Origin of the sequence: Variovorax boronicumulans, assembly GCF_029892485.1 — a bacterium.
GTDB lineage: Bacteria > Pseudomonadota > Gammaproteobacteria > Burkholderiales > Burkholderiaceae_C > Variovorax > Variovorax boronicumulans_B.
On the sequence record NZ_JARXVG010000010.1, the window covers coordinates 74,840 to 98,124 of the forward strand.

The 23,285-nt window shown below is 66.9% G+C and carries 16 protein-coding genes and 2 tRNA genes; 3 read left to right on the forward strand and 15 right to left on the reverse strand.

Annotation, left to right across the window (positions count from 1 at the left end; translation table 11 throughout):
* Positions 1 to 8: 8 nt before the first annotated feature.
* From M2282_RS21955 to hrcA, 15 genes are all read right to left on the reverse strand, one after another.
* Positions 9 to 7,241 carry a hypothetical protein gene (locus M2282_RS21955; protein WP_280810883.1) on the reverse strand — a complete coding sequence of 2,411 codons (7,233 nt, stop codon included), beginning with the start codon at positions 7,239 to 7,241 and terminating at the stop codon, positions 9 to 11.
* A 202-nt stretch (positions 7,242 to 7,443) separates the two neighbouring features.
* Positions 7,444 to 10,338 carry a beta strand repeat-containing protein gene (locus M2282_RS21960; protein ID WP_280810884.1) on the reverse strand — a complete coding sequence of 965 codons (2,895 nt, stop codon included), beginning with the start codon at positions 10,336 to 10,338 and terminating at the stop codon, positions 7,444 to 7,446.
* Positions 10,339 to 10,469: 131 nt separating this feature from the next.
* On the reverse strand, positions 10,470 to 11,078 hold the full coding sequence (locus M2282_RS21965) for a hypothetical protein (RefSeq protein WP_280810885.1): 609 nt from the start codon (positions 11,076 to 11,078) through the stop codon (positions 10,470 to 10,472).
* A gap of 441 nt (positions 11,079 to 11,519) precedes the next feature.
* Positions 11,520 to 12,413: a LysR family transcriptional regulator gene (locus tag M2282_RS21970; RefSeq protein WP_280810886.1), complete on the reverse strand. Its 894-nt coding sequence runs from the start codon at positions 12,411 to 12,413 to the stop codon at positions 11,520 to 11,522.
* Positions 12,414 to 12,912: 499 nt separating this feature from the next.
* Positions 12,913 to 12,989, reverse strand: a tRNA-Arg gene (locus M2282_RS21975).
* A 13-nt stretch (positions 12,990 to 13,002) separates the two neighbouring features.
* Positions 13,003 to 13,182, reverse strand: coding sequence for a hypothetical protein (locus M2282_RS21980; protein ID WP_280810887.1), 180 nt, complete (start codon positions 13,180 to 13,182; stop codon positions 13,003 to 13,005).
* A gap of 55 nt (positions 13,183 to 13,237) precedes the next feature.
* Complete coding sequence (locus M2282_RS21985; protein ID WP_280810888.1) at positions 13,238 to 13,456, reverse strand: hypothetical protein; 219 nt, start codon at positions 13,454 to 13,456, stop codon at positions 13,238 to 13,240.
* Positions 13,457 to 13,735: 279 nt separating this feature from the next.
* Positions 13,736 to 14,149 carry an Hsp20/alpha crystallin family protein gene (locus M2282_RS21990; RefSeq protein ID WP_280810889.1) on the reverse strand — a complete coding sequence of 138 codons (414 nt, stop codon included), beginning with the start codon at positions 14,147 to 14,149 and terminating at the stop codon, positions 13,736 to 13,738.
* 23 nt (positions 14,150 to 14,172) lie between these two features.
* Complete coding sequence (locus M2282_RS21995) at positions 14,173 to 14,610, reverse strand: Hsp20/alpha crystallin family protein (RefSeq protein WP_280810890.1); 438 nt, start codon at positions 14,608 to 14,610, stop codon at positions 14,173 to 14,175.
* Between the two features lie 51 nt (positions 14,611 to 14,661).
* The gene (locus M2282_RS22000; protein WP_280810891.1) at positions 14,662 to 15,000 is read right to left on the reverse strand and encodes a hypothetical protein; all 339 of its coding nucleotides are present in this window, start codon (positions 14,998 to 15,000) and stop codon (positions 14,662 to 14,664) included.
* 333 nt (positions 15,001 to 15,333) lie between these two features.
* Positions 15,334 to 15,807, reverse strand: a complete 474-nt coding sequence (locus tag M2282_RS22005) for a hypothetical protein (RefSeq protein WP_280810892.1) — start codon at positions 15,805 to 15,807, stop codon at positions 15,334 to 15,336.
* Between the two features lie 56 nt (positions 15,808 to 15,863).
* Complete coding sequence (locus M2282_RS22010) at positions 15,864 to 16,583, reverse strand: hypothetical protein (RefSeq protein ID WP_280810893.1); 720 nt, start codon at positions 16,581 to 16,583, stop codon at positions 15,864 to 15,866.
* Between the two features lie 216 nt (positions 16,584 to 16,799).
* On the reverse strand, positions 16,800 to 18,434 hold the full coding sequence (locus M2282_RS22015) for an SMI1/KNR4 family protein (RefSeq protein ID WP_280810894.1): 1,635 nt from the start codon (positions 18,432 to 18,434) through the stop codon (positions 16,800 to 16,802).
* A gap of 145 nt (positions 18,435 to 18,579) precedes the next feature.
* Positions 18,580 to 18,656: transfer RNA gene (locus M2282_RS22020), tRNA-Ile, on the reverse strand.
* A gap of 31 nt (positions 18,657 to 18,687) precedes the next feature.
* Positions 18,688 to 19,695, reverse strand: a complete 1,008-nt coding sequence (gene hrcA, locus M2282_RS22025; protein ID WP_280810895.1) for a heat-inducible transcriptional repressor HrcA — start codon at positions 19,693 to 19,695, stop codon at positions 18,688 to 18,690.
* Between the two features lie 31 nt (positions 19,696 to 19,726).
* Between hrcA and M2282_RS22030 the strand changes: the two genes are divergently transcribed.
* The 3 genes from M2282_RS22030 to rapZ all read left to right on the forward strand — a co-directional run bounded on the left by M2282_RS22030 (position 19,727) and on the right by rapZ (position 23,280).
* Positions 19,727 to 20,638 carry an NAD kinase gene (locus M2282_RS22030; RefSeq protein WP_280810896.1) on the forward strand — a complete coding sequence of 304 codons (912 nt, stop codon included), beginning with the start codon at positions 19,727 to 19,729 and terminating at the stop codon, positions 20,636 to 20,638.
* Between the two features lies 1 nt (position 20,639).
* Positions 20,640 to 22,322, forward strand: coding sequence for a DNA repair protein RecN (gene recN / locus M2282_RS22035; protein ID WP_280810897.1), 1,683 nt, complete (start codon positions 20,640 to 20,642; stop codon positions 22,320 to 22,322).
* 82 nt (positions 22,323 to 22,404) lie between these two features.
* Positions 22,405 to 23,280, forward strand: a complete 876-nt coding sequence (rapZ, locus tag M2282_RS22040) for an RNase adapter RapZ (protein WP_280810898.1) — start codon at positions 22,405 to 22,407, stop codon at positions 23,278 to 23,280.
* Positions 23,281 to 23,285: the final 5 nt, after the last annotated feature.

A 23,285-nucleotide genomic window follows, 5' to 3' on the forward strand; every position in this document is an offset into this window, starting at 1 on the left:
ATTTCTTGTCATGGGCGGGCCGCCGGGTTTGCAGTGGCAGCGCCGGCCGAGGGGAAGCCGAGCCCCGTCTCGTCGAACTTGAAGCGCAGGCGGATGTACGCGCCCTTGCTGGTGTACTCGTTGGCCGTGAGGTCGCGGTCCTTGAGGCCGACGACGTTGTAGCCCGCCGAGACCCACAGGTTCGCCATGACCTGGTAGCCCACTTCGACGCCCAGCGTCTTCTGCAGCGCGCCGCCCTTGCCGTACAGCACGCCGGCCTGGATGCCGAAGTCCCAGTCCTTGTCGATGTCCTGCGTGTAGCGCGCCTGCAGCAGGTGGGCCCAGTAGGTGCTCTTGAGCAGGCCGTCGTCGGCGCGCGACCACTTGGCCGCATAGCGTCCGTTGATCACGGTGCCGGGCCGCGGGTTGTAGTTGAGGTGGGCCGAGACGATGTCGGCGCTGGTGCTGCCGGGCAGGCTGGCGTTGCCCGAACCCGAACCGAAGACGCTCGCGCCGTCGAGCGCGCCGGTCGAGCTGCCCGTGCCCTCCACCCGCTCCGAACGGCGCTCGTAGCGCATCAGCGCATTCCAGGTGTCGGTATCGACCGGGCGATAGGCCAGCCCGACCTGGTGGCGCGCGAGGTGGTGCGCGTTGCCCGCGTTGGTGCCCTGCCCTTCGCTGTCGCTCATCACGCTGCGCGCGAGCATGCTCCAGGAGCGGTCGATCTTGTAGCCGAAGCCGGCGCTGAAGAGGCGCGTGTTCGCATCGTCGCCGCGCCGGCCTTCGAGCACGCCGCTCGCCTTGATGCGCTCGGTGCTGTACTCGACGCCGCCGGTGATGGCGGTGGACTGGCCCAGGCCGGTCGCGCTCGAGTAGCCGGTGCCGGTGTTGCCGCTGTTGGCCAGGCCGCCGAGCTGGCGCGTGTGCTCGATGCCGCCGGTCAGGCGCCACTGGTCGTTGAGCTTGAAGGTGTTGCGCACGCCGGTGGCCGCCTGCGCAGCGCGGCCGTCGATGCTGTCGGCCAGGCGGTACTCGCTGTACACGCGGCCGCCTTCCATGTAGCTGCTCTCGATGCCCAGGATGCCGACGTTGTTCGATCCGGTGGTGCCCAGTTCGTCCTGGCCGTAGAGGCTGGAAACCAGCTCGTAGCGGCCGTAGATGCGCGTCTTGTCGCTCACGGCGTAGTTGCCGCCGATGGCCAGCACGTGGCGGTCGGACTTGTGGATGTCCTGCTCGCCCTCGACGAACACATTGGCCTGCGGCAGGCCCGGCACCTGGGCCGAGATGCGCGCGCGCACGGTCGTCAGGTCTTCGGCATTCGCATTGGCGGTGGCCGCGGCGCCCAGCGCGGTGACGTTGCCGGCACCCACGCCGCTGCCCAGGTTGCCGCTGTAGGTGGAGATCTGGCCGTAGTCGAAGCCCGAGCTGGTGCCCAGGCCCGCACCGCTCTGGCCGTGGCGCAGGCCCACTTCGGCAACCAGCTGTTCGCCGAGCTTCTTCTGCACGCTGGCGGTGAAGCCGCGGCGGGTGCCGCCGAGCAGCGCGTCCTGGCTGAAGAGCGCCTCGCCGCGCACCGCGGTGCTGGCATCGACGCGGTACTCGGCGCGCGCCGAAGCCTCGGCGCGGCCGGCGGAGAAGCTCGCGCCGGGGTTGTCGAAGCCGGTGCTGGTCTTGCTGGCCAACGCCACCACGGCGAGGTCTTCAGTCTGGTGGCGCAGCTCCACGCGGCCGCCGCTGCCCTTGCCGTTCTTGTCGGACTCGGTGCGCACCCATTCGCCGGCCATGGTGGTGTTGTCGCCCACGCGCGCGATGGCGGTGAGCGCGCCGAGCTTGCGGCGGTTCTCGGGGTTCTCGTCGGTGCTCACGACCACGCCCAGCTGCAGGTTGTCGGTGACCTTCACCTGCACGTCGGTGCCGGCCACGGTGAACTTGGGGCCGCCCGCGTCCACCTCGTAGGTCACGCGGATCGACTGCGGATTGAGGTTCGCATCGACCGAGGAGATCGCATGCGTGAACAGGATGCGGCGGGTGAGCGGCTCGATGGTGTAGTCCACGAAGCGCGCCACCGTCGTGCGCTGCAGCACCAGGTTGGGCTGGTTGCGGTCGCGCACCACCACCTCGACCTGTTCGCTGTTGTCCACGAACTCGCCGCCCGTGGCGCTCAGGTAGTACGGGCCCGAGGTGCCGACCGCGCGGAACTCTTCCACCTGCTGCGTCTGCGCGGTGCGCGAGAAGAAGCTGGTGGCGCGCACGTTGCCGTCGTCGTAGACATGCTTGAGGCCCGTGAGCGCGCGGTTGTTCTGGCTCAGGTTGCGCACCTCGGTGCTGCTGGCGGTGGTGAAGTCGCCGTACAGCAGGTAGGAGCGGTTTTTGTCGATGCGCACATAGAGCTTCTGCGTGCTTTGCGCGTCGAAGCCCTTGACCGACGAATCGCCGTACACGGGATAGAACTCGTCGGGGCGGATGTCGCGGAACAGGCGGTCGTCGCGCGTCTTGTTCGAGTCGTAGGCGGCGGTGAGCAGGTACTCGCCCTTGACGGTGCCCTTGAAGAAGAAGGCGGTGCGGGCGGCGGCCCGGCGGTTCTTGTTGCTCTCGTCGGCCAGGCCGGTGAGCTCGGCCTCGAAGGCGGCGCCGGCAGGCATCGCGCCCAGCGGCACGCCGCCGCGCTTCGTCAGGTCGAGCACGCCTTCGACGATGCCCACGCCGATCATCGGCCGCATCTCGGGCAGCAGGGCCAGGCGCACTTCCTTCACGAAGCTGCCGGCCGTCACGCGCAGGCGCGCATCGCCGGGCTCGCCGGGCGGCAGCAGGCGGAACTCCGCCGTGCCGCCTTCCATGAAGACCTGGGTGCCCGGCTCGGCGGGGTTCAGGTCTTCGTCGAGCCAGCGGCCGCGGTCGGTCTCCAGCGTGAGCTGGGTGCGCGCGGTCACGGGCACGCCGGCGGCATCGGTCAGGCGCACCTTCACGATGACGGGTGTGCGCAGGTCCGCCTGCGCCGACGGGGGCAGCTCGATCTGGATGGCGCCCAGCTTGTCGGGCGCGACCACGGTGATCTGCTGCGCGGTGCCGCGTGCATTGCCGAAGGGGTCCACGCCGTCGAGTTGAAGGCGGTTGGCGCCGGGCTGCAGCACCACGCCGATGTATTCCCATGCGCCGAGCTTCTTCGCATCGAGCTGGGTCTTCTTGCCGACGCGGCGCTCCTCGATGGCTTTGCCGTTGACCGTCAGGCGCAGCGCAAGGCCCGCCTCGCCCTTGACGCGCACATTGACCGACTGGGCCGGCAGCGTGTCGCCGTCCTTCAGGTCGATGAAGCCCAGGGCGTTGCCTTCGATCTGCGGCAGCAGCGCTTCGAGCTCGATGGGGCTGGGCGCGGCCTGAGGCAGCAGGGGGGTGGCGCGCGGCTCCAGCATCTGGGTGCTGGTGTTGACCGGGCGGCTCGCGAAGGCGCCCACGCCGGTCGCGCCGCCGCCGGTGGCCGAGGCGCCCTGTGCATTGGTGGGCAGGCCGTTCAATGCGGAGAACAGGCTGCCCGCGGGCGTGGGCGCCGGTGCGGCGCTGGCGCCGAGCGTGCCGCTCAGGGTGCTCGATGCGCCGTTGACGAAGCTGCTCGCATTGGAAGGCGCCACGGGCATCGCGATCAGCGGTGCCGAGCTGGCGATCGTGGAGCCGGTGCTGCCGCTTACAAGGGCCTGGCCGCTGGCGGGCAGCGAGCGCACATCGCCCACCGGCACGATCCTGCCTTCGGGGTCCAGCCGCATGCGCACCTGCGCCTCGGCCTCGGTGTCGGGAATGGCGGCGATGGCCGCGCGGCGCGCGATCACGTCCTTCATCACCTCGGGTGCGTCGCAGTTGCCCACGATGAAGTTGGCCTTGTGGAACTCGCCCTTCTTCAGGTCGACGAAGCGGCTTTCGGGGCGGCCGGCGTTGCGGTGGTCGAGCACCTCCAGCTGCGCGCCCCGGGGCAGCGTGGTCTGGTCGACGCGCAGCACATGGGTGACGGGCTTCAGGCCGTAGAGGCTCCACTTGCCCTCCACGTCGGTGATGACGTGGGTGCCGTCTTCCATGTAGAGGCGCACGCCAGGCACGCCGATCTCGTCGTCGCCCTCCTGCCGGCCGTCGCGCTTGCAGTCCATGTAGACCTTGCCGAACAGGAAGGCGTCGTCGGAGAACACGCCGCCGGTTACGCGCACCGTCCAGTTGGCCAGGTTCGACTGCATCGGGCCCGAGTTCGCACGGGCGCGGTTGACCGCGTCGCCGTTGGTGGGCGCGCCCACGCCGATGCGCACGCGATAGCGCACCGTGGCCGACTGGTCCACGCCCAGCTTCAGCGCCGGATAGTCGAACACCAGTTGCGGGCCCGCGCCGCCGGCCGGGTTGACGGCGGCCGAACCGTTCAGGCGCACGCTGTTCGCCACATAGGCAAAGCCCGGCGGCAGGGTGTCGGCCAGGCGCACGCCGGTGACCGGAAACCCCGTCTTGTTGGTGACGACCAGCGCGTAGTCCATGAAGTCGCCGAACTCGACCTGGCGCTTGCTGCCTTCCTTGCGCAGCACCAGCCCGAGCACATTGCCCGGATCGAGCGGGATGTGGTTGTGCACCACGTCGCAGGCTGCGCCCGATGCATCGAAGCCCGAGCTGACCGAGAAGTAATGGGTGGTCGGTTCCGCGCCCTGCGGCGGCGCGGCATTGGGCACGACGGCGCCGCAGCGGCCGAAGCTGCCGGCCGTGGCCGGGATGAGCTGCGACGGCGCCACATAACCGCTGCCGGCCGGCGGCACCACGCCGATCGCATAGGTGCACGAGCCGGTGACCGGCGGCGACTGCATGTAGAACTGGTAGGCGCCGTCGGCACCGGTGACCATCGAGACGCTGCCGTTGGCATTCACCGTGTACAGGCCCGACGAGCCGCCATACAGCTGGTCCGCGGTGATCGGCGTGACCGCCCCGCTGCTGCACGACTGGCGCGTGAAGGTGACGACCGCGCCGGCCACGGGCTCGCGCGTGACGGCGTTGTAGACCACGCCCTGCGGATCGACCAGCAGCGACTGCACCGAGCTCGCACTCGCCACCACCAGCATGGCCGGCGTGACGTTGACGGTGTTCTGGTCGAAGGCCGCGGCCCAGCCCTTGTTGGTGATCGCCATGCGGCCGCCGACGGCTGCGGGCTTCTGCGTGATGCGCACGGTGAACGACAGCTCTTCGCTCTGGCCCGGCGCGAGCGCCCGGCTGCCGTCGGTCAGGCTCAGCACGGCCTCGGTCGGCAGCCTGAAGGGGTCGCTGCTCGCGAGGGCTTCGCGGTCGCAGCTGGCGCGGCCGGTGAAGCCGCCCGCGGCATTGAGCACGCCGTTGCGCGCCTTCGGCGGACCGGTCAGTTCCCAGGCGGCCACGAGGCCGTCGGACTTGTCCATGTCGAAGGTGCAGTTCAGGTTGTCGATGAGGCGCAGGTTCGGCGCTGCGGCAACGCCGGTGTTGGTCACCTTGAGGTGGTAGTCGAGCTCGTACACGCCCTGCGACACGCGGCGCGGTGCCGAGGCCGTCTTGACCAGCGAGAGCGTGGGCAGCTGCGTGGAGACCGGCGTGGGCGAGCTGTCGTTGTTCGGATTGCCGTCGCCGTCGGCGTCGGGGTTGCTGCCGTTGACCGAGTCGTCGAAAGCCACGGGCGTGCCGCCCGGCGTGAGCGCGCCCTGCGCGCGCGCGGTGTTGTAGAGCGTGGCGGCGCGGCCGCCGACATTGAAGCGCACGTCGAAGCGCACGGTGACCTGCGCACCCACCGGCAGCACCGCCCCGGGCGCCAGCAGGTTCTGCGCACTGGCGGTGCCGTTGAATGCGCTGTCGACGGCGGCCACGGTGCCGCTCACGCCGTTGCCCTGGTTGCTCGCGATGACCAGCGTGCCCGGCACGATCGTGTACTGGTTCGCAGCCGGCACCGCCGCCGTCGTGAAGCTGCCGAACTGCGTGGTGCCGCCGCCCTCCATCACGTCGGTCGCCTGCACGCCGTAGAGCCACATGGCGCCGTAGTTGCGCACGTTGACGCTGAAGCTCACGGTGGCGGTGCCGTCGAGCTGGCCGTCGGTGCCGTGGTTCATGCGCGGCGTGGAAGCCGCCTTGGCCACGCCGATGCGCGTCTGGCTCGAGGTGATGACCACGGTGTTCGATGGCGACACCGCCGGCGACACGCCGTCGTTGTAGTAGCCCTGCGCGGTGTTGCGGATGTCGCCGGCCTGGTCGGCGGCGACCTGCACCGCGAACTGCATCGCGATCGACGCATTGCGCGCCAGCGCGGTCGGTATGCCGATGGCCACTTCGACAGCCGAGGCGTCGTCCACGGTGCGGTAGCTGAACTCCGCATCGTTCGGCAGCCGGAACAGCCGCACCGCGCCGGCCGCCGTGCTCTGCAGGCTGCCTGCGATGTAGCGCGTGCCCGTGGGCACGAAGTCGCGCACCAGCAGCAGGGCGGTGGCGGTGCCGTTCACCAGCACCGGCGTGCCGGTGGGCGCGGCGGTGCTGCCGGGGGCCGCGTCGCGCGCGCCGATGTTGGTGCCCGACACCGTGAAGTCGATGCGCGTGCTGCCCGGAACCACGATGCCCGGATAGCTCGCGGACTTGGTGAGGGCGAGCACCGCCAGGTCGCCCGCGGTGACGGTGTCGCGGTTGACCGCGCCGAGGTTCTGCAGCGCGGTGGTGGCGCTGAGCGCCACGCAGGCACTGCCGGTGGCCGCGGTGGGAACGGTGCCCTGCACCAGCAGCGAGGCGGTTTCGCCGGGCTGCAGCGCGATCGCGCCGCCGACACCCAGCGGCAGCACCGGGTCGGCCGCATCGACCACGCCGTTGTTGTTGGTGTCGCGCACCACGCGAAGCGCCGAGAGATCGAGCGTATCGGCCGGACAGCCCGCGCCGTTGTTGACCAGGCCGATGGTGTAGCTCGACGGCACGTTGCCGGCGTTGGTGAGCAAGTGGCTCAGCGTGACGACGGAGGCCGGCGGACGGTTGACCGACTGGTCGTGCGTGAGCACCAGCGCCTCCACCGGCAGCACGCTGGCGACGACGCTGTTGGAGCTGGCCGTCTCGGTCTGCGCGAGACCGGCCGGCACGTAGGTGGCGGTGGCAACGTTGCGCAGCACGGCGCCGCCGGGCGGGGGCGCGGCGTAGGCTGCGGTTCCGGCGAGCGTGCAGCACAGAGCCGCCACCGCCGCGACGGCAGCGGCGATGCCGCCTCGCCATCGCTGCGAGCGGATGCTCAGGTACGCCAGAAGAAATTGCACGCCACGAACCTTCCGTTGGCCCGCGCGCGGCGCGGGCCGTCAAAACTCAAAGAACTTTTTCCTCTGCCGCCTGCAGGGACAGGCGCGGTTGCGTGCTGCTTTGTTGGAAGCGGCAAGGGAAAAAGACGAAGCGAGCCGATGCGGCAGCGCCTCGCGAAAGCCGGCGGACCGCTAGGTCCGCCGGCGACTCAAACCCTTGTCGTTACTGGTTGATCTTCACGGCGAAGGTCAACGTGGCCGTGCCGCTCGGGGCCACGGAATTGCTGGCGCTGCCGCAGCTCACCGCGGTGGCGGTCTGCGCGTAGACGAGTGCCGTGCCGGACACGCCGGTCGAGGTGCACTGCGTTGCAGCCGTAGGTTGCGTGGCGCTCAGCGAGGTGTACGCAGGCACTGCATCGTTGATCGCGATGTTGGTGACTGGCGAGGTGCCCTCGTTGGTGGCAACGACCTTGTAGACGATGCACTGGCCTGGCTTGAGCGACAGCGGAGCTGCCGCGAATGCGCCGTCTGCCACGCCATCGCAGGTGATGTCAGCTGCCTGCGTCTTGAGAACGCGGATCTGGCCGGTGATCACGGTGCTGATGTCGGTGGCCGACGGTGCGCCGCAGCCGCCGGTGAAGGTCGCCGTCACGGTCGTGGTGTCGGTCGCGCCGGCGCTGGCACCGCCCGGTGCGAACACACGCACCAGCAGCTTCTGCGATGCGCCCACGGCCAGCGGGCCGGCTTGCGGGCCGGTCACCAGCGTGTCGCCGGCGTCGATCTGGCCGTCACCGTTGACGTCCAGGTAGATCGCGGTGGTCCAGCCGAGCGTGGCGTCGGCCGACGGCACGATGGCCGTCAGCGTGTACGCACCGCAGCTCTGGTTGCCGGTGTTGGTCAGCGTGTGCGGATACACCACGGTGCCGCCCGGTGCGAGCTGGCCGCTGTTGTTCGGCGTGAGCGTGGCGCTCGACACCGGTGCGGTGGTCACGGTCACGGCGTCGGTCTTCGTGTCGGACACGATCACACCGGTCGAAGCGATGGCGGTGGACTGCACCTGGAAGTAGACCTTCTGTGCGGTCACGGGCGACTGCGTGGCAGGCGGCGTCACGCAGGCAGCAACCTGCCCTTGTGCGCCGGCATTGACGGCCACGCTGGTGATCGCTGCCGATGCACAGGTGCCGCCCGAAGCCACGAACTTCACCGTCCAGCCGGTCGGCAGGGTGCCGGGGAAGCTGGTCGACTGGCTGGCTGCCAGGTTGTAGGTGTTGTTCACCGAGTCGTTGTTCTTGACGAACAGCGCGAACACGGTGCCGGTGCCGGCAGCCGTAGCGTTGGTCGTGGTGGGCAGCGGGCTCGGGCCGGGGCCCAGGTCGCCGTCAGCCACTGAACCCGTGCCGGTACCGGCGGCCGAGTTGGTCAGGTCGACCAGCGAACCGACGACGATGGTCACGCGGTCGAGCGTGGCATCGATCTTGGTCGTGTCGCCTGCGGAGCGACCCGTCACCGTGGCCGCGAACGGACCGGCGCCCACTGCCGTGGCGGAAGGCACATTGGCCTGCACCACGATGTTGACGCTGCCGCCAGCCGCGATCGGGCCGGTGTCGGGCACGCCGTCGCCGGTGGTGTCCAGCAGCGGCGTGACGCCGTCGGCCGCGAACAGCACGAAGGTCGTGCCGGCCGGGAAGGTACCAGCCGCCACCGTGAGGTTCACGGTGTCGGTGCCGGTGCCCGCATTGAACACCGTCTGCGGGAACTTGACGCTGCCGCCGGCCACGACCGAAGGACGCGTGGTCAGGTCGGCTGCGGTGCCGTTGGGCGTGCCGGGCGTCGTGTCAGCGGCGGTGGCAGCGGTCGACGGGTTGGTACCCACCGCGATGCTGTAGCTCGCCACGACCGTGTAGGCCGACGGGTTGGTGCTCGAGCCGAGCGTGCCGATGGCCGCTGCCGAGGCTGCAGGCGAATCCGCCGGATTGAACTGGCCCACGTTGGTGGTGGTGGACGTGCCAATCGCAGCGTTGGTGTTCACCAGCACCACGAAGCTCACGGTCTGCGTCACGTTCTGGCCCAGCGAGGCGACCACGGTGTTCAGCGTGTTGCCGGTCACCTGGAAGTCGATGCCCGCCGGATCGCCGGCTGCGCCGTCGCCCAGTGCCGTGCCGGGCGCGCTGCTCCACACCGCGGAACCCGCGACGTAGGTCATGCCGCTTGGCAGCGTGTCGGACATCGCGAACTTGCCTGCGGCGCCGCCCGTGTTGTTGAACGTGAGCGTGTAGACCGTGTATTGGCAGGTCGCGCTGGAAGCGAGGCCGGCCGACCAGGTCGTGGCGCATGCCGCCGTCGAACGCGGACCACCGCTGGTCGCGGTCGGCCAGGCGCCATTGCCCGGAGCGGCCACGGACGGAATGCCGATCGACTTGCTGACGTTGAACGCCGCTGCCGTCGTCAGCTTGATCTCGTCCTTGTCGGCTGCCGAGGTGTTGGGCGCCGTGTACAGCGCCGGGGTGCCTGGTGTGGCGGTGAGCGTTGCCGTGTCGAAAGCGCCGGTGGCGCTGGCGGCCGTACCGGGGATCGTGTAGGCCACGACGAAACGGAACACGCCGTTGTTGCCCGGCACGGTCTGCGCGGGCACGCTGCAGACGCCCGCGGCTGCGGCCGTGCACAGTGGGGTGGTGCCGTCGGGCACGCCGTCGCCGTTGGCGTCGGGGTAGACCTCGACCTTGGAGAACTTGTCGGTGTCGGCGTCGACCGTCAGCGTGAACGTGTCGGAGCCGTTGCCGGTGTTGGTCAGCGTGTGCGGTGCATAGACGATGGAACCCGCCGCGCCGATCTTGGTGTTGACGATGGTCGTCGTGACCGAGCTGACCGAGTCGAGCGTGAACGATCCCACCTGCTGGACCGTGGTCTGGACCAGGTTGGAAGTGGCCAGCTGGGTGGTGCCGGCCGCGTCGGAATAAGTGGCTGAAGCCTGGTTACCGATGACGGTATTGGCAGGCGGTGCCGCGGCCAGTGCGGCTGAACTTCCGAACAGGAAGCCCAGCGTCAAGGCTGCGGCGCCGGCCCAGGACACGGTCGGCTTGAAGCCGATGCCGCGCCGGGTTGGCAGGGTGGAAATCACGTGGTTTCTCCTCGGGTTGTCAAAAGGCGGAACATGAAAAAACCCGCATGCCGTGTTTCGTCGGTCGAAATCGCGGCAGTCGGGTTGCACTCGAAAAATTCAGGCGGCGCGGTGAAGGAAGACCGGCCGGATCAGCGTTGTGCCGTCGCCGGCGGCGCTTGCGGCGTTGCCGCAGAGACCTGCGGTGCGACCGGCACGACCGTCTCGACCTTGGCGCGCACGCTCACGGCGGTGCTGCCGTTGGCGGGCAGCTGGCCCAGCGTCCAGCGCAGCGACCGGTACTCGGCATAGGGCACCGGTTCGGTCTTGTTGCCGGCTGCCTTGCGCACGAGCGGCTCGGGGCCGAACACGGCGTCCTTCGTGGCGGCCTGAACGAGGTTCGCGCCCGGCTTGGCGCTGCGCGGCTGGTATTCCAGACCCTCCGGAATCGGAAGGTTCGCCACCAGGCCGGTGACCGGCTTGCCGGTGTTGTTGGTGTAGACGGCCCGGTATTCGACGATGTCGCCGGGCTTGACCGCGCTGGCGTCGACCAGTTGCTCCCTGCCCTGCGCGTCCTTCACCACCTTGGACTGGGTGAGGACGACGGCAACGGCCTTCTTCTGGCCGGCCTCGAGGGTGGGCGCGGACTGGGCCGCGGCAGTGCTGGTGAAACCGGCGAGCCCGGCGAGCAGGAACGCACACGCTCCCAGGCTGGATAGATGGCGAAGGGACAGGATTTGAGTCAGTTTTTTAATGGACATGGTTGCTCCAGATTCAAGACACACAGGGGTCCACCTCCGGCTCGGGCCGGTGATGAATTGAGCGGCTCGGGCCGCGGGAGAAAGCACCGGCGTTGCAACACCGGTATTTGGAAGAGCGATCGGCGCCCTTTTTCGAAAGGGCGCGATCCTCGGGACTGCCGCGATTTCTCTGTCGCTGTCAGCCGGGTCTCAGACTGTTAACTCTTATTTTTCTAGGTTACCAATTGTGTAATAAATGAGTGATTTGGTATCAATCAGTTGCGACAACCCGCCATTCGGAACGACAGTCCCGATTTCGACAACCATCTGCTGCAACGGCCTTTTCCCTCGAAAGCAGCCGCTTGCGGACGACGAAGTCCCGCCGCAAGCGGAAAGCAAGATGCAGAGGAGGAGGAGGGTCAGACCCGGTTCGGCCGTGCGCGGCCGAGGGTCCGATATGTATCAAGCCTGATTGAAGATATGCAAAACGTAATCCACAAAAGCCTTGATCTTTGGAGACTGACGGCGCGACGGCAAATAGACCAGATTGATTTCCTGCGGATTCAATTTGACCAATGGCAGCACTTGCGCCAAGACGCCGCCGTCGATATGCAATTCGGCCAGCGACAAAGGAAGCAATCCAATTCCCCTGCCCGACAAAGCCAATTTCAAAAGCATTTCCAGATCGTCCGACTGGAATACGCTCCCCGCATTGACCCGATGGGGTCGGCCCGAAATCGGAAGGCTGACTTCCTTCTTGCGCCCTTCGGCTTCGCTGACCAGGAAGGCATGCGAAGCGAGGTCCGACACGGCCTCGATGGCGGGGTGCCGCGCCAGATAGGCCGGCGCGGCGCACAGCACCATCGGCTCGTTCTTCAGATGGCGCGCCACCATCTCGTCGCAGCCCTCGCGGCCGCGCCGGATGGCCACGTCGGCCTCGTCGCGGAACAGGTCGGCGCGGTCGTTTCCAGTTTCGACCACGACTTCGAGCTGCGGGTAGGCAGACATGAATTCGGACAAGTGCCCCGCCAGCAGTTCCCTGCCGTAGTAGTGAGGGACCGCTACGCGAAGCCGCCCCACCACCGTTCCGCCCCCTGAAGAGAGGCTGAGCATGACGTCGTCCAGGATCGAGAGCACATGCTGGGCCGCCACCAGGAATTCGCGCCCCTCCTCCGTGAGTGCGAAGCGCGTGGCGCCGCGATGCAGCAGTTGATGGCCGACCGTCGCTTCCAGCCGCTGGAGCTGGCGCGACGCGGAGGCCTTGGGGACATTCAGCGCATCGGCTGCCGATGTCAGTCCGCCAAGCTGGGCGGCCTTCGTGAATAGCCGCACGTCGGACAAAGAAAAGTCTCTCATTTCCAGCTCAGCGAGGTCCGTTTTCCAATTCCCCGAACATTCCTGCAGGCTTGAACAGCTGTGTTGCAACGCAGGGCCAAATGCATCTGGCGCCATCCGCAAGAAACATTGGTTCACATTCTCAGCTGCAATAGTCCAATCTTGTTAATATTTGTCACGGACTCTGGGTGAGGAAATCGGAAGAATTTCACCTTTTTTCCAGAATTCGCCTCCAATATCTACAAAGTGCGGGAACGGACCCGTCGGACATCGACGCCACCGGAAGTCGGCAGGGGCGCGAGAAGGCATGGCAACGCGCTGGACTCGACATTGGTCAAGGCCCGATTCCTGAAGCGGGTGGCGACGAGCGCGAGAGTGGGGGTCGCCTCATCGAGGCGAACAGCATCAAGGTCGACTGACCAACCGACCTTCGTGGCTGAAGGCCGCCGCCTGAACCCAGGCGATTCGGTGACGCAAAAGAAAAAGGGTCAGGACGCGTTGACGTCCTGACCCTTATGAGTGGTGCGGCTGGCAGGAATTGAACCCACGACCCCTTGGTTCGTAGCCAAGTACTCTATCCAACTGAGCTACAGCCGCGAAGCTCGCCATTCTAACCCTCGTCCGGACCGGAGCCCGGCACCGGCCTGCTCTCCTGATACTTCTCCCACAGGTAGAGGCCCGGCATGGCCACGAGGTGGGCAACGGCCGCGAGCATCCCGGCCGCGAACAACGCGACGGCGACCATCGGGAACGCAGCGACTTCAAACACCGCACGAACATGCTTCATCATTTTTCCGAGGATGACATGGCCGCTGCGGTCATGCGAGCAAAATGAAGTTCCGGGCTCATCGCCGTCGATCGAGCGCGCGGCGACCCAGCCACGTGATCTCTTCCACTCTTGCCTGGGCGTTCATCGGATCCGTACTGACGATGACGGCCTTGACGTAGCCGACCGCCAACAGCATTTCGACGCAGGCAACGGCAGGCGTGCCCTCGACCACCAGGGGAAGCTGCTGCACCTGAATCGAGCGGAGGAAATCCGACGGATTCACCATCGCCTCCATGGTCGATGCGCCCGGGCCGCGCCATCGGGCCCGACAAGGTTCTGACGGAGGGTTGGTCTGTCATGGGTTGGCATCGCTCGTTGCATGCTGGCCTTGTTAAATTGCCAGCAAATTTCGCTCTGCGGCGCAACACCAGCGATCCGTCAATGGCGACAGCGGCTGCCAGCCGTTCTCCTACATGGAGCCCCCTCCATGGCAACCGGAAGGCTCGACATGCCTCGCGCGCGGGCTTCGTCGGGAGCATGCCGCCATTACTGGCGCACGCTCCCGATACGCCGCTCAGGCAACTTCGACCTTGATCTTCCGCGGCTTGGCGTGCTCGGCTTTGGGAATCCGAAGCTTCAACACGCCCTGCGCCAGCTCGGCCGAAACCTTCTCGGTGTCGAGCTCCTTGCTGAGCGTGAACACGCGGCGGAAACGTCCGAGCCCCACCTCGGTGTGGCTGGTCTTCAATCCATCGGGGACCGCCAGGCCCGACTCGGCTTCGATGGTCAGGGTCTCCGCCTCGACCTGAAGGTTCAGGTTGTCCCGCGAGACGCCGGGCAGATCGGCGAACAGCGTGATGCCTCCCGCGTCTTCGACCACATCGACAGGCGGCGTCAACGCAGCAGCGCTGCCATAGCGTGGCCCCTTCTGTCTGGCGTCGGTGCTTTCCGGCGCGCCCGGCGAGCGGGTCTGAATGTCGTTGCTCATGGTGTTCATCTCCTTGATTGATCTCAATGGATGGAAATGCGGCGAGGCTGGGCCGATGCGCGGCGGCGGACGGTGATGCGCAGCACACCGTCGCGCAGCCTGGCGTCGACCGCTTCAGGATCGGCATCCTCGGGCAGCGTGAGCATCCGGCGGAACGGGCCGTCGAAGCGCTCGTTGATGTGCACGGCGGCCTTCGCATCCGCCGCGGGCAGCACGCTCTTGCGCTCGCCTGCAATGGTCATGAGGCCGCGCTCGAGGTTGACCTCCAGCGTGGCCGGATCGACCCCGGGGGCAAACGCATAGATCTCCACTGCCTCCGGCGTCACGCCGACATTCAGTGCGGGAAATCCGTTGCTGCCGAAACCGCGGATCGTCGGCGCCAGGTCGAACGCCTGCTGCATGTCCCGCTGCAGGCGATCCATCTCTGCAAGCATGTCGCGTGGGAAAAAAGATCGGTACATCGCTGAACCTCCAGATCTGGAAATGAAGGAAAAGAAATGGGCCGAGGCCCCTTACTGAGGCAGGCTGTGCGTGCCGGCCGAATGCGGCGAGCCGCTGGCGGCAGTGGAACGGCGCCATGCGGTGATCCGGGGCAGGCGATTTCGCCAGCGTGGCGGGCGTGACTCCGGATAGCTGAATTGAGCCAGTTCCTCGCGTCCCTTCTGGGTGATGGCCAGTACCTGCGCGGCCGTGGGCGAGCCGGACAACGACAACGGGCTCGAAGGCGAGGGCACGAGGGCCACGACGAGCCCGGCGGCCCGCAACACCCGGACCTGATCGATGTCCTCGGTGCGATAGAAGGTGACAGGCAGGCGAGAGCCGGCGATTTGCTTGAGCAAGTTCATGGTCATTTCAATACCTCCTTTTCGGTTGACCAATTTCCGACGGAAGAGAAGATAGGAGACCTCTTGCCCGATTTCAAGGGGGAGATTTTTTCGAAGAGCGACCTCGATCGCCGGGCTCCGCGAGCGCAAAAAAGCCCGGCCACATGGCCGGGCTGAGGTTTACAGCAAGCCTGCGAGGTAGACCGCAGGAGCCGGGAATTTATAGCGGCGCCTTGGCCGCCGGATGTCGGACAAATTCGACTTTTGCCGAGCCTGCTCTCGCGGCAGATTCCTGTACTAACCCTGCGTTGCCGATGCGCAGCCCAGCGGCATGGCAAGGGTGCGCAGGCCGGCGCCGCCTCACCGATAGGCGTCGCACAGCGCCAGGTACTCGTCGCCCGAAATCTCCAGCGCCGTGGCGCGGCGCAGCACGCGCGCCTGCGGCTTGGGCAGGTCGGTCCTGATCTGGATCTGCTTGCCGATGGGAATGCCCATGTAGTTCTGGTTCACCCAGATGTTCTCGACGATGTTGTTCCACGGCAGCAGCATGCCGTTCTCGAGGGTCAGGCCTTGGTGGCCGATCACGAACGCGGGCTTGTCGATGTTGCGCAGCGTGTTGAAGCACTTGAACGCAAGCCACGCCGTGAGCAGCGCAAAGCCGGCGGCGATGAGGATGCCGCTGTTCTTGTCCTGCGCGCGGATGCACAGAACCGCGAGCACCACCGTCACCACTGCCCACAGCGCAGTGCCCGCGATGAGGCGGGAGCGGGAATAGAACACGGGGCGGTCCTGGCGGGTCTTCTCTTGCTGGGCGGCGGAGCTGTAGATTTCCATTTGTCTGATTCGCTGTGAACTTGCGTTGCGTGGTTGAAAAAAGCGGCGAGAAAAGCTCAGTGGGCAGGCAGGCGCTGCATCAGGCAGGCCATCAGTGCGGGCTCGTTGTCGAGCTTCGAGCGGTCGATCTTTCGGGACTTGCCATGGGCGACGATGACCAGGTGCTCGTCGACCTCCATGCCGTCCTCGTCGGACTGTGTGCGGATGGTGTCGATGCTCGACCACGCGATCAGCTGCCCCTTGTGCACCAGGCCATCGGCCTGCATGCCGAGCGCGCCGAACTTCACCGTCTCGCCGGCGTGCAGGCGGCGCTCGACCTCGTGCGCCATGGCGTCGCCGACGGCCTCTTCCACCTCGGCGAGCAACACATCCGATGCGTCCCACAGGTTCAGGCGCAGGCGCAGCGTCTTGCCGTCCCGGCTGCCGAGCAGCACCTGGTTGCGGTTATGGCGGTGGCGAAAGCGCGTGACGTCCGCGAAAGCCAGCGTGCGGTCGCCAAGCTGCAGGCCTTGCGCGCCCACGGTCAGCCGCCCCGGCGCGCGAAGCCATGCGAAGAAGTCGCTGCCCTGCCAGCCGATCAGATAGATCGCGGCAGGAACGGCCAGAAAGAGAACGACGATCGCGCCTCTGTGGTGAATGAAGTCCGGCGTGATGAGATACGGCAGGATGTAGACCTTCGCCGGCACCAGCATCATTGCGCAGAAGACATAGAGGGCGGCAAGACCGCCGAGCACGCAATAGAAGGAATGGCGGGGAAAGATTCTGGCGTGGCTCATGGAAAGTGTCGGGCCCGATGCCAAGACAACGGGCCGTGCAGGCAAAGAAAAACTACCCGGGCACCATACCAGCGCAGTGCAACTTTCAAGGGGCCTGGCGCATCGGTCGGTGTCTCATTCTGCGAATGAAAATTCGATCTGCGCGAGTGGCTAGACAGAAAGATTTAGTTTTCTTTCTTGCACGGTTGCAGCGCCAGCACCGGCACCGCGCAGCGATCACAGCGGCGATGGCAGCAAAGGCGAACGCTCGAACTTGCGCAGCTTCCCGATGAACGCATCGATGTCGTCGAAGGCACGTGCGTTGTCGATGCCAGAAGCCCCGAAATCGTCAACCACCAGGAGCGACGGATCACCCTCGCGACGAAAGTCCAGCAAGACCAGCGCCTCGCGCCTGGCATTCAACACCACCAGCTTGTCTGCCTCTGCAATCGACTCATGCCAGGGCTTTTCCCCAGGCGAAAAGTCGATGCGCCGCGAAAGCTCGGCCAGCGTCACGGCATATTCCATCGGCGCCAGTTCCTCGAAAGGCTCGAACTCTACGTCCGGGCCATCCATCAGAAATCGGTAGGCAACATCGCCACCGTTCTTGGCTCTCCACAATTGCTTGATCACTTCAGGCAGCTTCGCGCCGATCCGCGCTTCCGTCTCGTTGATCAATGCGTCGTCCGCCATGGCCTTCGGATGCCAGCCATCGTCTCTCCCCTTCGCCATGTTGACGAAAGGATGGTTGGCGTCGCCCCAGAACGCGGTCGCGCGACCGTCCCTGGGCAAGTCTCCCAGCGGCTTGCTGCGAAAGAGCTCGCGATCGAAGGGGCGGGGCTTTTCTTCTTTGGGCCGTCGCAACGCCTGGAAGAAAGCATCGAATGTCTCGAACGCGATGCCGGCGGCATCGCCGCTCTTGTCGAAATCGACGATGGAAACCCGGGGCTCACCAGGCCGGGAGTAGTCGAGCAGCGTCATGTCGCCATAGCGCGACTGCAGCACCAGCAGTGTGTCGGCATGGGCGGGGATGTCGTCCGGATCGTCGGTGAAGTCCTCGTAATGGGCGCGCACCGTGCGAAGGTCTTTCAACGGGCTGAGGCTGGAGTAATCGATGCTGAAGGCCCCGCGCCAGTCGTCGTAGACAGGACCCGGGCCCGTCTTCAACGGCACATAGAGTGCACCCACATAGCCACCGTCGAGCATGCGGTAGAGCGCACGCAAGCTCTCCGGCAGTGGGAAACCCAGTCGCTTTTCGGCAGCGGCGATTTCCAGTTCGCTGGCCGCCAGCGCTGGCTTCGCGACGCGTTTGCCGCGACCCTCCATCGCCTCGCGCAAAGGATCGGGCCGCCAGTATCCAGGTGACTTGAAGAAGGTCTCCGGCGTCAGCGGCCTCGGATCCATGTCGAGCTCCACCTCGTCGGTCGGGTGCGCCGCCTGATCGGCGACAGGTGCCGCCCAGGCATCCCGAGTTCCCATCGCGTTCCCCTCCAGTTTGATGATGGCGAGGGAGAAGGCCAGGCCGACCAGAAACACGAGGCCGACGGCAAGAACGTCTGCTGCGCCCAAGGCGGCGATCGGCGCAGGTGCGACCAGGCTCGCCAGTCCCCGCCCGATCAGGTAGAAAACATAGCCGAGACCCAGTTGGATGGGCAATGCCACCAGCACGCCGAGGCCGATGGATTTCAATCCACCGGCGCGCCAGGCCATTTGCCACTGGCGAAACTTTCCCAGTGCATAGAGCAGGGTCAGCGCGGGTGTTGCCAGCACGACGATCCAGGGTGAGCGGCCAAGATACCCCGCTCCCACCAGCGACACCACGACCGTCATTGCCGCGACGATGCGCAATGCGCGAGCGACCTTGCTGCTCATCCGGGCCCCTTTTGCTTCTTGGATCAAGCCATCCTATCCGCAGGGGCCAGAGCTGCCCCCGGTCTCGCGCAGTGGCGGTGCGCGGTCGGCACACAGAAGCAAAAAGCCCGCTACCTTGTGGATAGCGGGCTTTTCTGATGGGACTTGGTAGGCCGTGATGGGCTTGAACCATCGACCAACGGATTATGAGTCCGCTGCTCTAACCAACTGAGCTAACGGCCCACTGGGTCGCGATTCTATTCGCCGCCGCAGCCTACTTGCGGTGGCTCAGCGCATTGCTGACCAGCCGCGAGGTGATGTCGACGATCTGGATCATGCGTTCGTAAGGCATGCGGGTCGGCCCGATCACGCCCAGGGTGCCGACCACCTGCCCGTCGACCTCGTAGTTGGCGCTGACGATGGAGAGCTCTTCGAAAGGCACGACCTGGCTTTCGCCGCCGATGAAGATGCGCACGCCCTCGGCCTTGCTCGACACGTCGAGCAGGCGCATCAGCTGGGCCTTCTGCTCGAAGAGCTCGAAGGCGCGGCGCAGTTGGCCCATGTCGCTGGAGAAATCGGTCACGGCCAGCAGGTTGCGCTCGCCGGAGATCACGACGTCGTCTTCCTGCGCCTCGGTCAGCACTTCGGAGCTCACCTGGACTGCCGCCTGCATGAGCGCGGCAATCTCGCCGCGCAGCTTCTCGACCTCGGACTGGAGGCGGTCGCGCACCTGCTCGATGGTCAGGCCGGCGTAGTGCGCATTGATGTAGTTGGAGGCTTCGACCAGTTGCGATTGCGAATAGTCGGCCTCGGGGAAGATCACCCGGTTCTGCACGTCGCCATCGGGCGAGACGATGATCACGAGCAGCCGGTTCTCGGACAGGCGCAGGAATTCGATCTGCTTGAACACCGAGGCGCGGCGCGGCGCCATCACCACGCCAACGAACTGCGACAGGTTCGACAGGATGTTCGCCGCATTGGCAATCACCTTCTGCGGCTGGTCGGGCGGCAGGCTCGGCGTGTTCATCTGCTCGCGCTGCGCGGTCAGCATGGTGTCGACGAAGAGGCGGTAGCCGCGATGGGTCGGGATGCGGCCGGCCGAGGTGTGCGGGCTGGCAATGAGCCCCAGCGCCTCGAGATCGGACATGACATTGCGGATGGTCGCGGGCGACAGATCCAGCCCCGAGGAACGCGACAGCGTGCGTGACCCGACGGGTTGCCCGTCGGCGATGTAGCGCTCGACGAGCGTCTTGAGCAGCAACTTGGCACGGTCATCCAGCATTGCAAGATTTTAGTGTTGTAATTTGTGAGATATGACCTCTCGCTTCCGTCACGTCGCCCTGATCGGCAAATACCAGGCTTCCGGCGCGAGAGCGCAGGCGGATGCACGCGATGGTGTCATGGAGACCATCGGCACCTTTCTGGAATCGCAGGGTTGCAAGGTCTTCGTCGAGCGCTCGACCTGCGAGGAGGAGGACGCCGGCGCCCCCGCCCACGCGCGCTACGAAGCCCTGTCGGTCGAGGAAATCGGCCAGCGCTGCGACCTCGGCCTGGTGGTCGGCGGCGACGGCACCATGCTCGGCATCGGCCGGCAGCTCGCCAGCTACGGCATTCCGCTGATCGGCATCAACCGCGGCCGGCTTGGCTTCATCACCGACATCCCGCTCGACAACTACCAGGCCACGCTGATCCCCATGCTGGCCGGCGAATACGAAGAAGACCACCGCAGCCTGATGCATGCACAGGTCATGCGCGACGGCGCCTGCGTGTTCGACGCCCTCGCCATGAACGACGTGGTGGTCAACCGCGGCGCCACCTCGGGCATGGTCGAGCTGCGCGTCTCGGTGGGCAGCCATTTCGTGGCCAACCAACGCGCCGACGGCCTGATCATCGCCACGCCCACCGGATCGACCGCCTATGCGCTGTCGGCCGGCGGGCCCCTGCTTCATCCGGCGGTGCCGGGCTGGGTGCTGGTGCCGATCGCGCCGCACACGCTCTCGAACCGCCCGGTGCTGCTGCCCGACGCCGACGAGATCGTGATCGAGCTGGTCGGCGGGCGCGACGCCAGCGCCAATTTCGACATGCAGTCGCTGGCCTCGCTTGCGATCGGCGATCGCGTGGTGGTGCGCCGCTCCGACTTCCGGGTGCGCTTCCTGCATCCGCGCGGCTGGAGCTATTTCGACACACTGCGCAAGAAACTTCATTGGAACGAAGGGGGCTCCTGACATGGCGCTGCGACGCATCGCACTGCGCGACTTCGTGATCGTGCGATCACTCGAACTGGACCTGTCCGGCGGCTTCACGGTGCTGACCGGCGAGACGGGCGCGGGCAAATCCATCCTCATCGATGCGCTGCAGCTGGCGCTGGGCAACCGGGCCGATGCCGGCGCGGTGCGCGAAGGCGCCGAGCGCCTGGACGTGAGCGCCGAATTCGATGCCGACCCGGCCCTGGACGCCTGGCTCGACGAAGGCGGCTTCGAAGCCGGTGATGCGCTGCTGCTGCGCCGCACGGTCGACCTGCAGGGCCGCAGCCGCGGCTGGATCAACGGCAGCCCGGCCACCGCCACGCAGCTGCGGGAACTGGGCGACCGCCTGCTCGACATCCACGGCCAGCACGCCTGGCAGAGCCTGACCCGTCCCGAGGCCGTGCGCGGCCTGCTGGACGCCTACGCGGGCGTGCGCACCGATGCGCTCGACGCCGCCTGGCAAGGCTGGCGGCAGGCGCTGTCCGCCCTGGAACACGCACGCTCGGCGCAAGACTCGCTGCAGCGCGAGCGCGAGCGGCTGCAATGGCAGATCTCCGAGGTCGCCAAGCTCGCGCCGGGCGCCGACGAATGGGAAGAGCTGTCGACCAACCATTCGCGCATCTCCAACGCCCAGGCGCTGATCGACGCGGCGCAGGGCGCCAGCCAGGCGCTCGAGGACGACGACAACGGCGCCCTCGCCGCGCTTTCGCGTGCGGCCACGCTGCTGAAGGACTGCGAGCACATCGAGCCCGAATTCCGCTCGCTGGGCGAGGTGCTGGCCTCCTGCGTGGCACAGGCCTCGGACGCGGCACACACGCTGCACGGCTACCTGCGCAACGCCGAGGCCGATCCACAAAGCCTTGCCGAACTCGACGAGCGCATGGGCCTGTGGATGTCGCTCGCGCGCCGCTACAAGCGCACGCCCGGCGAGCTGCCCGCGCTGCTGGCGGGCTGGCAGGCCGAGCTGCAGGCGCTCGATGCGCAAAGCGACCTCGAAGGCCTGGAACGCGCCGAACAGAACGCGCAGCAGGCCTACCTGAAAGAAGCCAAGGCGCTCGGCAAGGCCCGCAAGCAGGCGGCCCCGCGCCTCGCGCAGGCCGTCACGCAAGCCATGCAGGGCCTGGGCATGCAGGGCGGCCGCTTCGAGGTCGAGCTGCAGCCGCTGGCGCAGCCCGGCCGCGCGGGCCTGGAAGACATCGCTTTCCTCGTGGCCGGCCACACCGGCAGCACCCCGCGCGCGATCGGCAAGGTGGCCTCGGGCGGCGAGCTGTCGCGCATCGCGCTGGCCATCGCCGTGACGACCAGCCAGCTCGGCGCCGCGCAGACGCTGATCTTCGACGAGGTCGATGCCGGCGTCGGCGGTGCCGTGGCGGAAACCGTGGGCCGCCTCATGAAGCAGCTCGGCCGCGACCGGCAGGTGCTGGCCGTGACCCATCTGCCGCAAGTGGCCGCCTGCGCCGACCATCACCTCGTGGTGGCCAAGCGCCAGACGACCGGCACCGGCAAGGGCGGCCCGCGCACCGAGAGCGGCGTGTCGCGGCTCGACGAAGACAACCGCGCCAACGAGATCGCCCGCATGCTGGGCGGCGAGAAGGTCTCGCAGACCTCCCTTGCCCATGCCCGCGAGATGCTCGGCCACAAGACTTCGGCGGCCACGCCATGAGCGCAGCGCCGGACCGCCCCAAGCAAGCGAACGCCCTCTTGGGGGGCGGCGCTTACACGTCAGTGAAGCGGCTGGGGGCACCATGAACCTTGACCTGGTGCTCATCACCGGCATGTCGGGCTCAGGCAAGTCCGTGGCGCTGCATGCGCTGGAAGACGCCGGCTACTACTGCGTCGACAACCTGCCGCCCGAACTGCTGACCTCGTTCATCGCGCTGCAGCACGAACAGCAGGCCACCCGCGTGGCCATCGCGATGGACGTGCGCAGCGGCGTGTCGCTGCCAATCGTTCCGCAGCAGCTCGAAGCGCTGCGCCGCGACGGCGTGTCGCTGCGTTCGCTGTTCCTCGATGCGACCACCGATGCGCTGCTGCGCCGCTATTCGGAAACCCGCCGCCGCCATCCGCTCTCACGCCAGGAAAGCCGTATTGATGTGCCCGAACAGCATCGCGTGCTGATGCAGGCGATCGAACTCGAACGCGAGTTGCTGGCCGACCTGCGCGACGGCGCCGATGTGATCGACACCAGCCTGATCCGGCCCGCGCAGCTGCAGAGCTACATCAAGTCGCTGATCTCGGCGCCGCGCAGTGCGCTCACACTGGTGTTCGAGTCGTTCGCCTTCAAGCGTGGCGTGCCGCTCGATGCGGACTATGTATTCGATGTGCGCATGCTGCCCAACCCGCACTACGTGCCTGCGCTGCGCCAGCTCACGGGCCGCGACACGCCGGTGATCGAGTGGCTGCGCGCGCATGAAGACGTGGCGCGCATGTACGACGACATCGAGCAGTTTCTTTCGCACTGGCTCGACGCGCTGGCACGCGACCACCGCAGCTACGTGACGGTGGCCATCGGCTGCACCGGCGGGCAGCACCGCTCGGTGTTCCTCGTCGAGCAGCTGGCGCACACCTTCGGCGCCCGCTGGGGTGCGCTCAAGCGGCATCGCGAACTCGACGCGAGCTGAGCCGG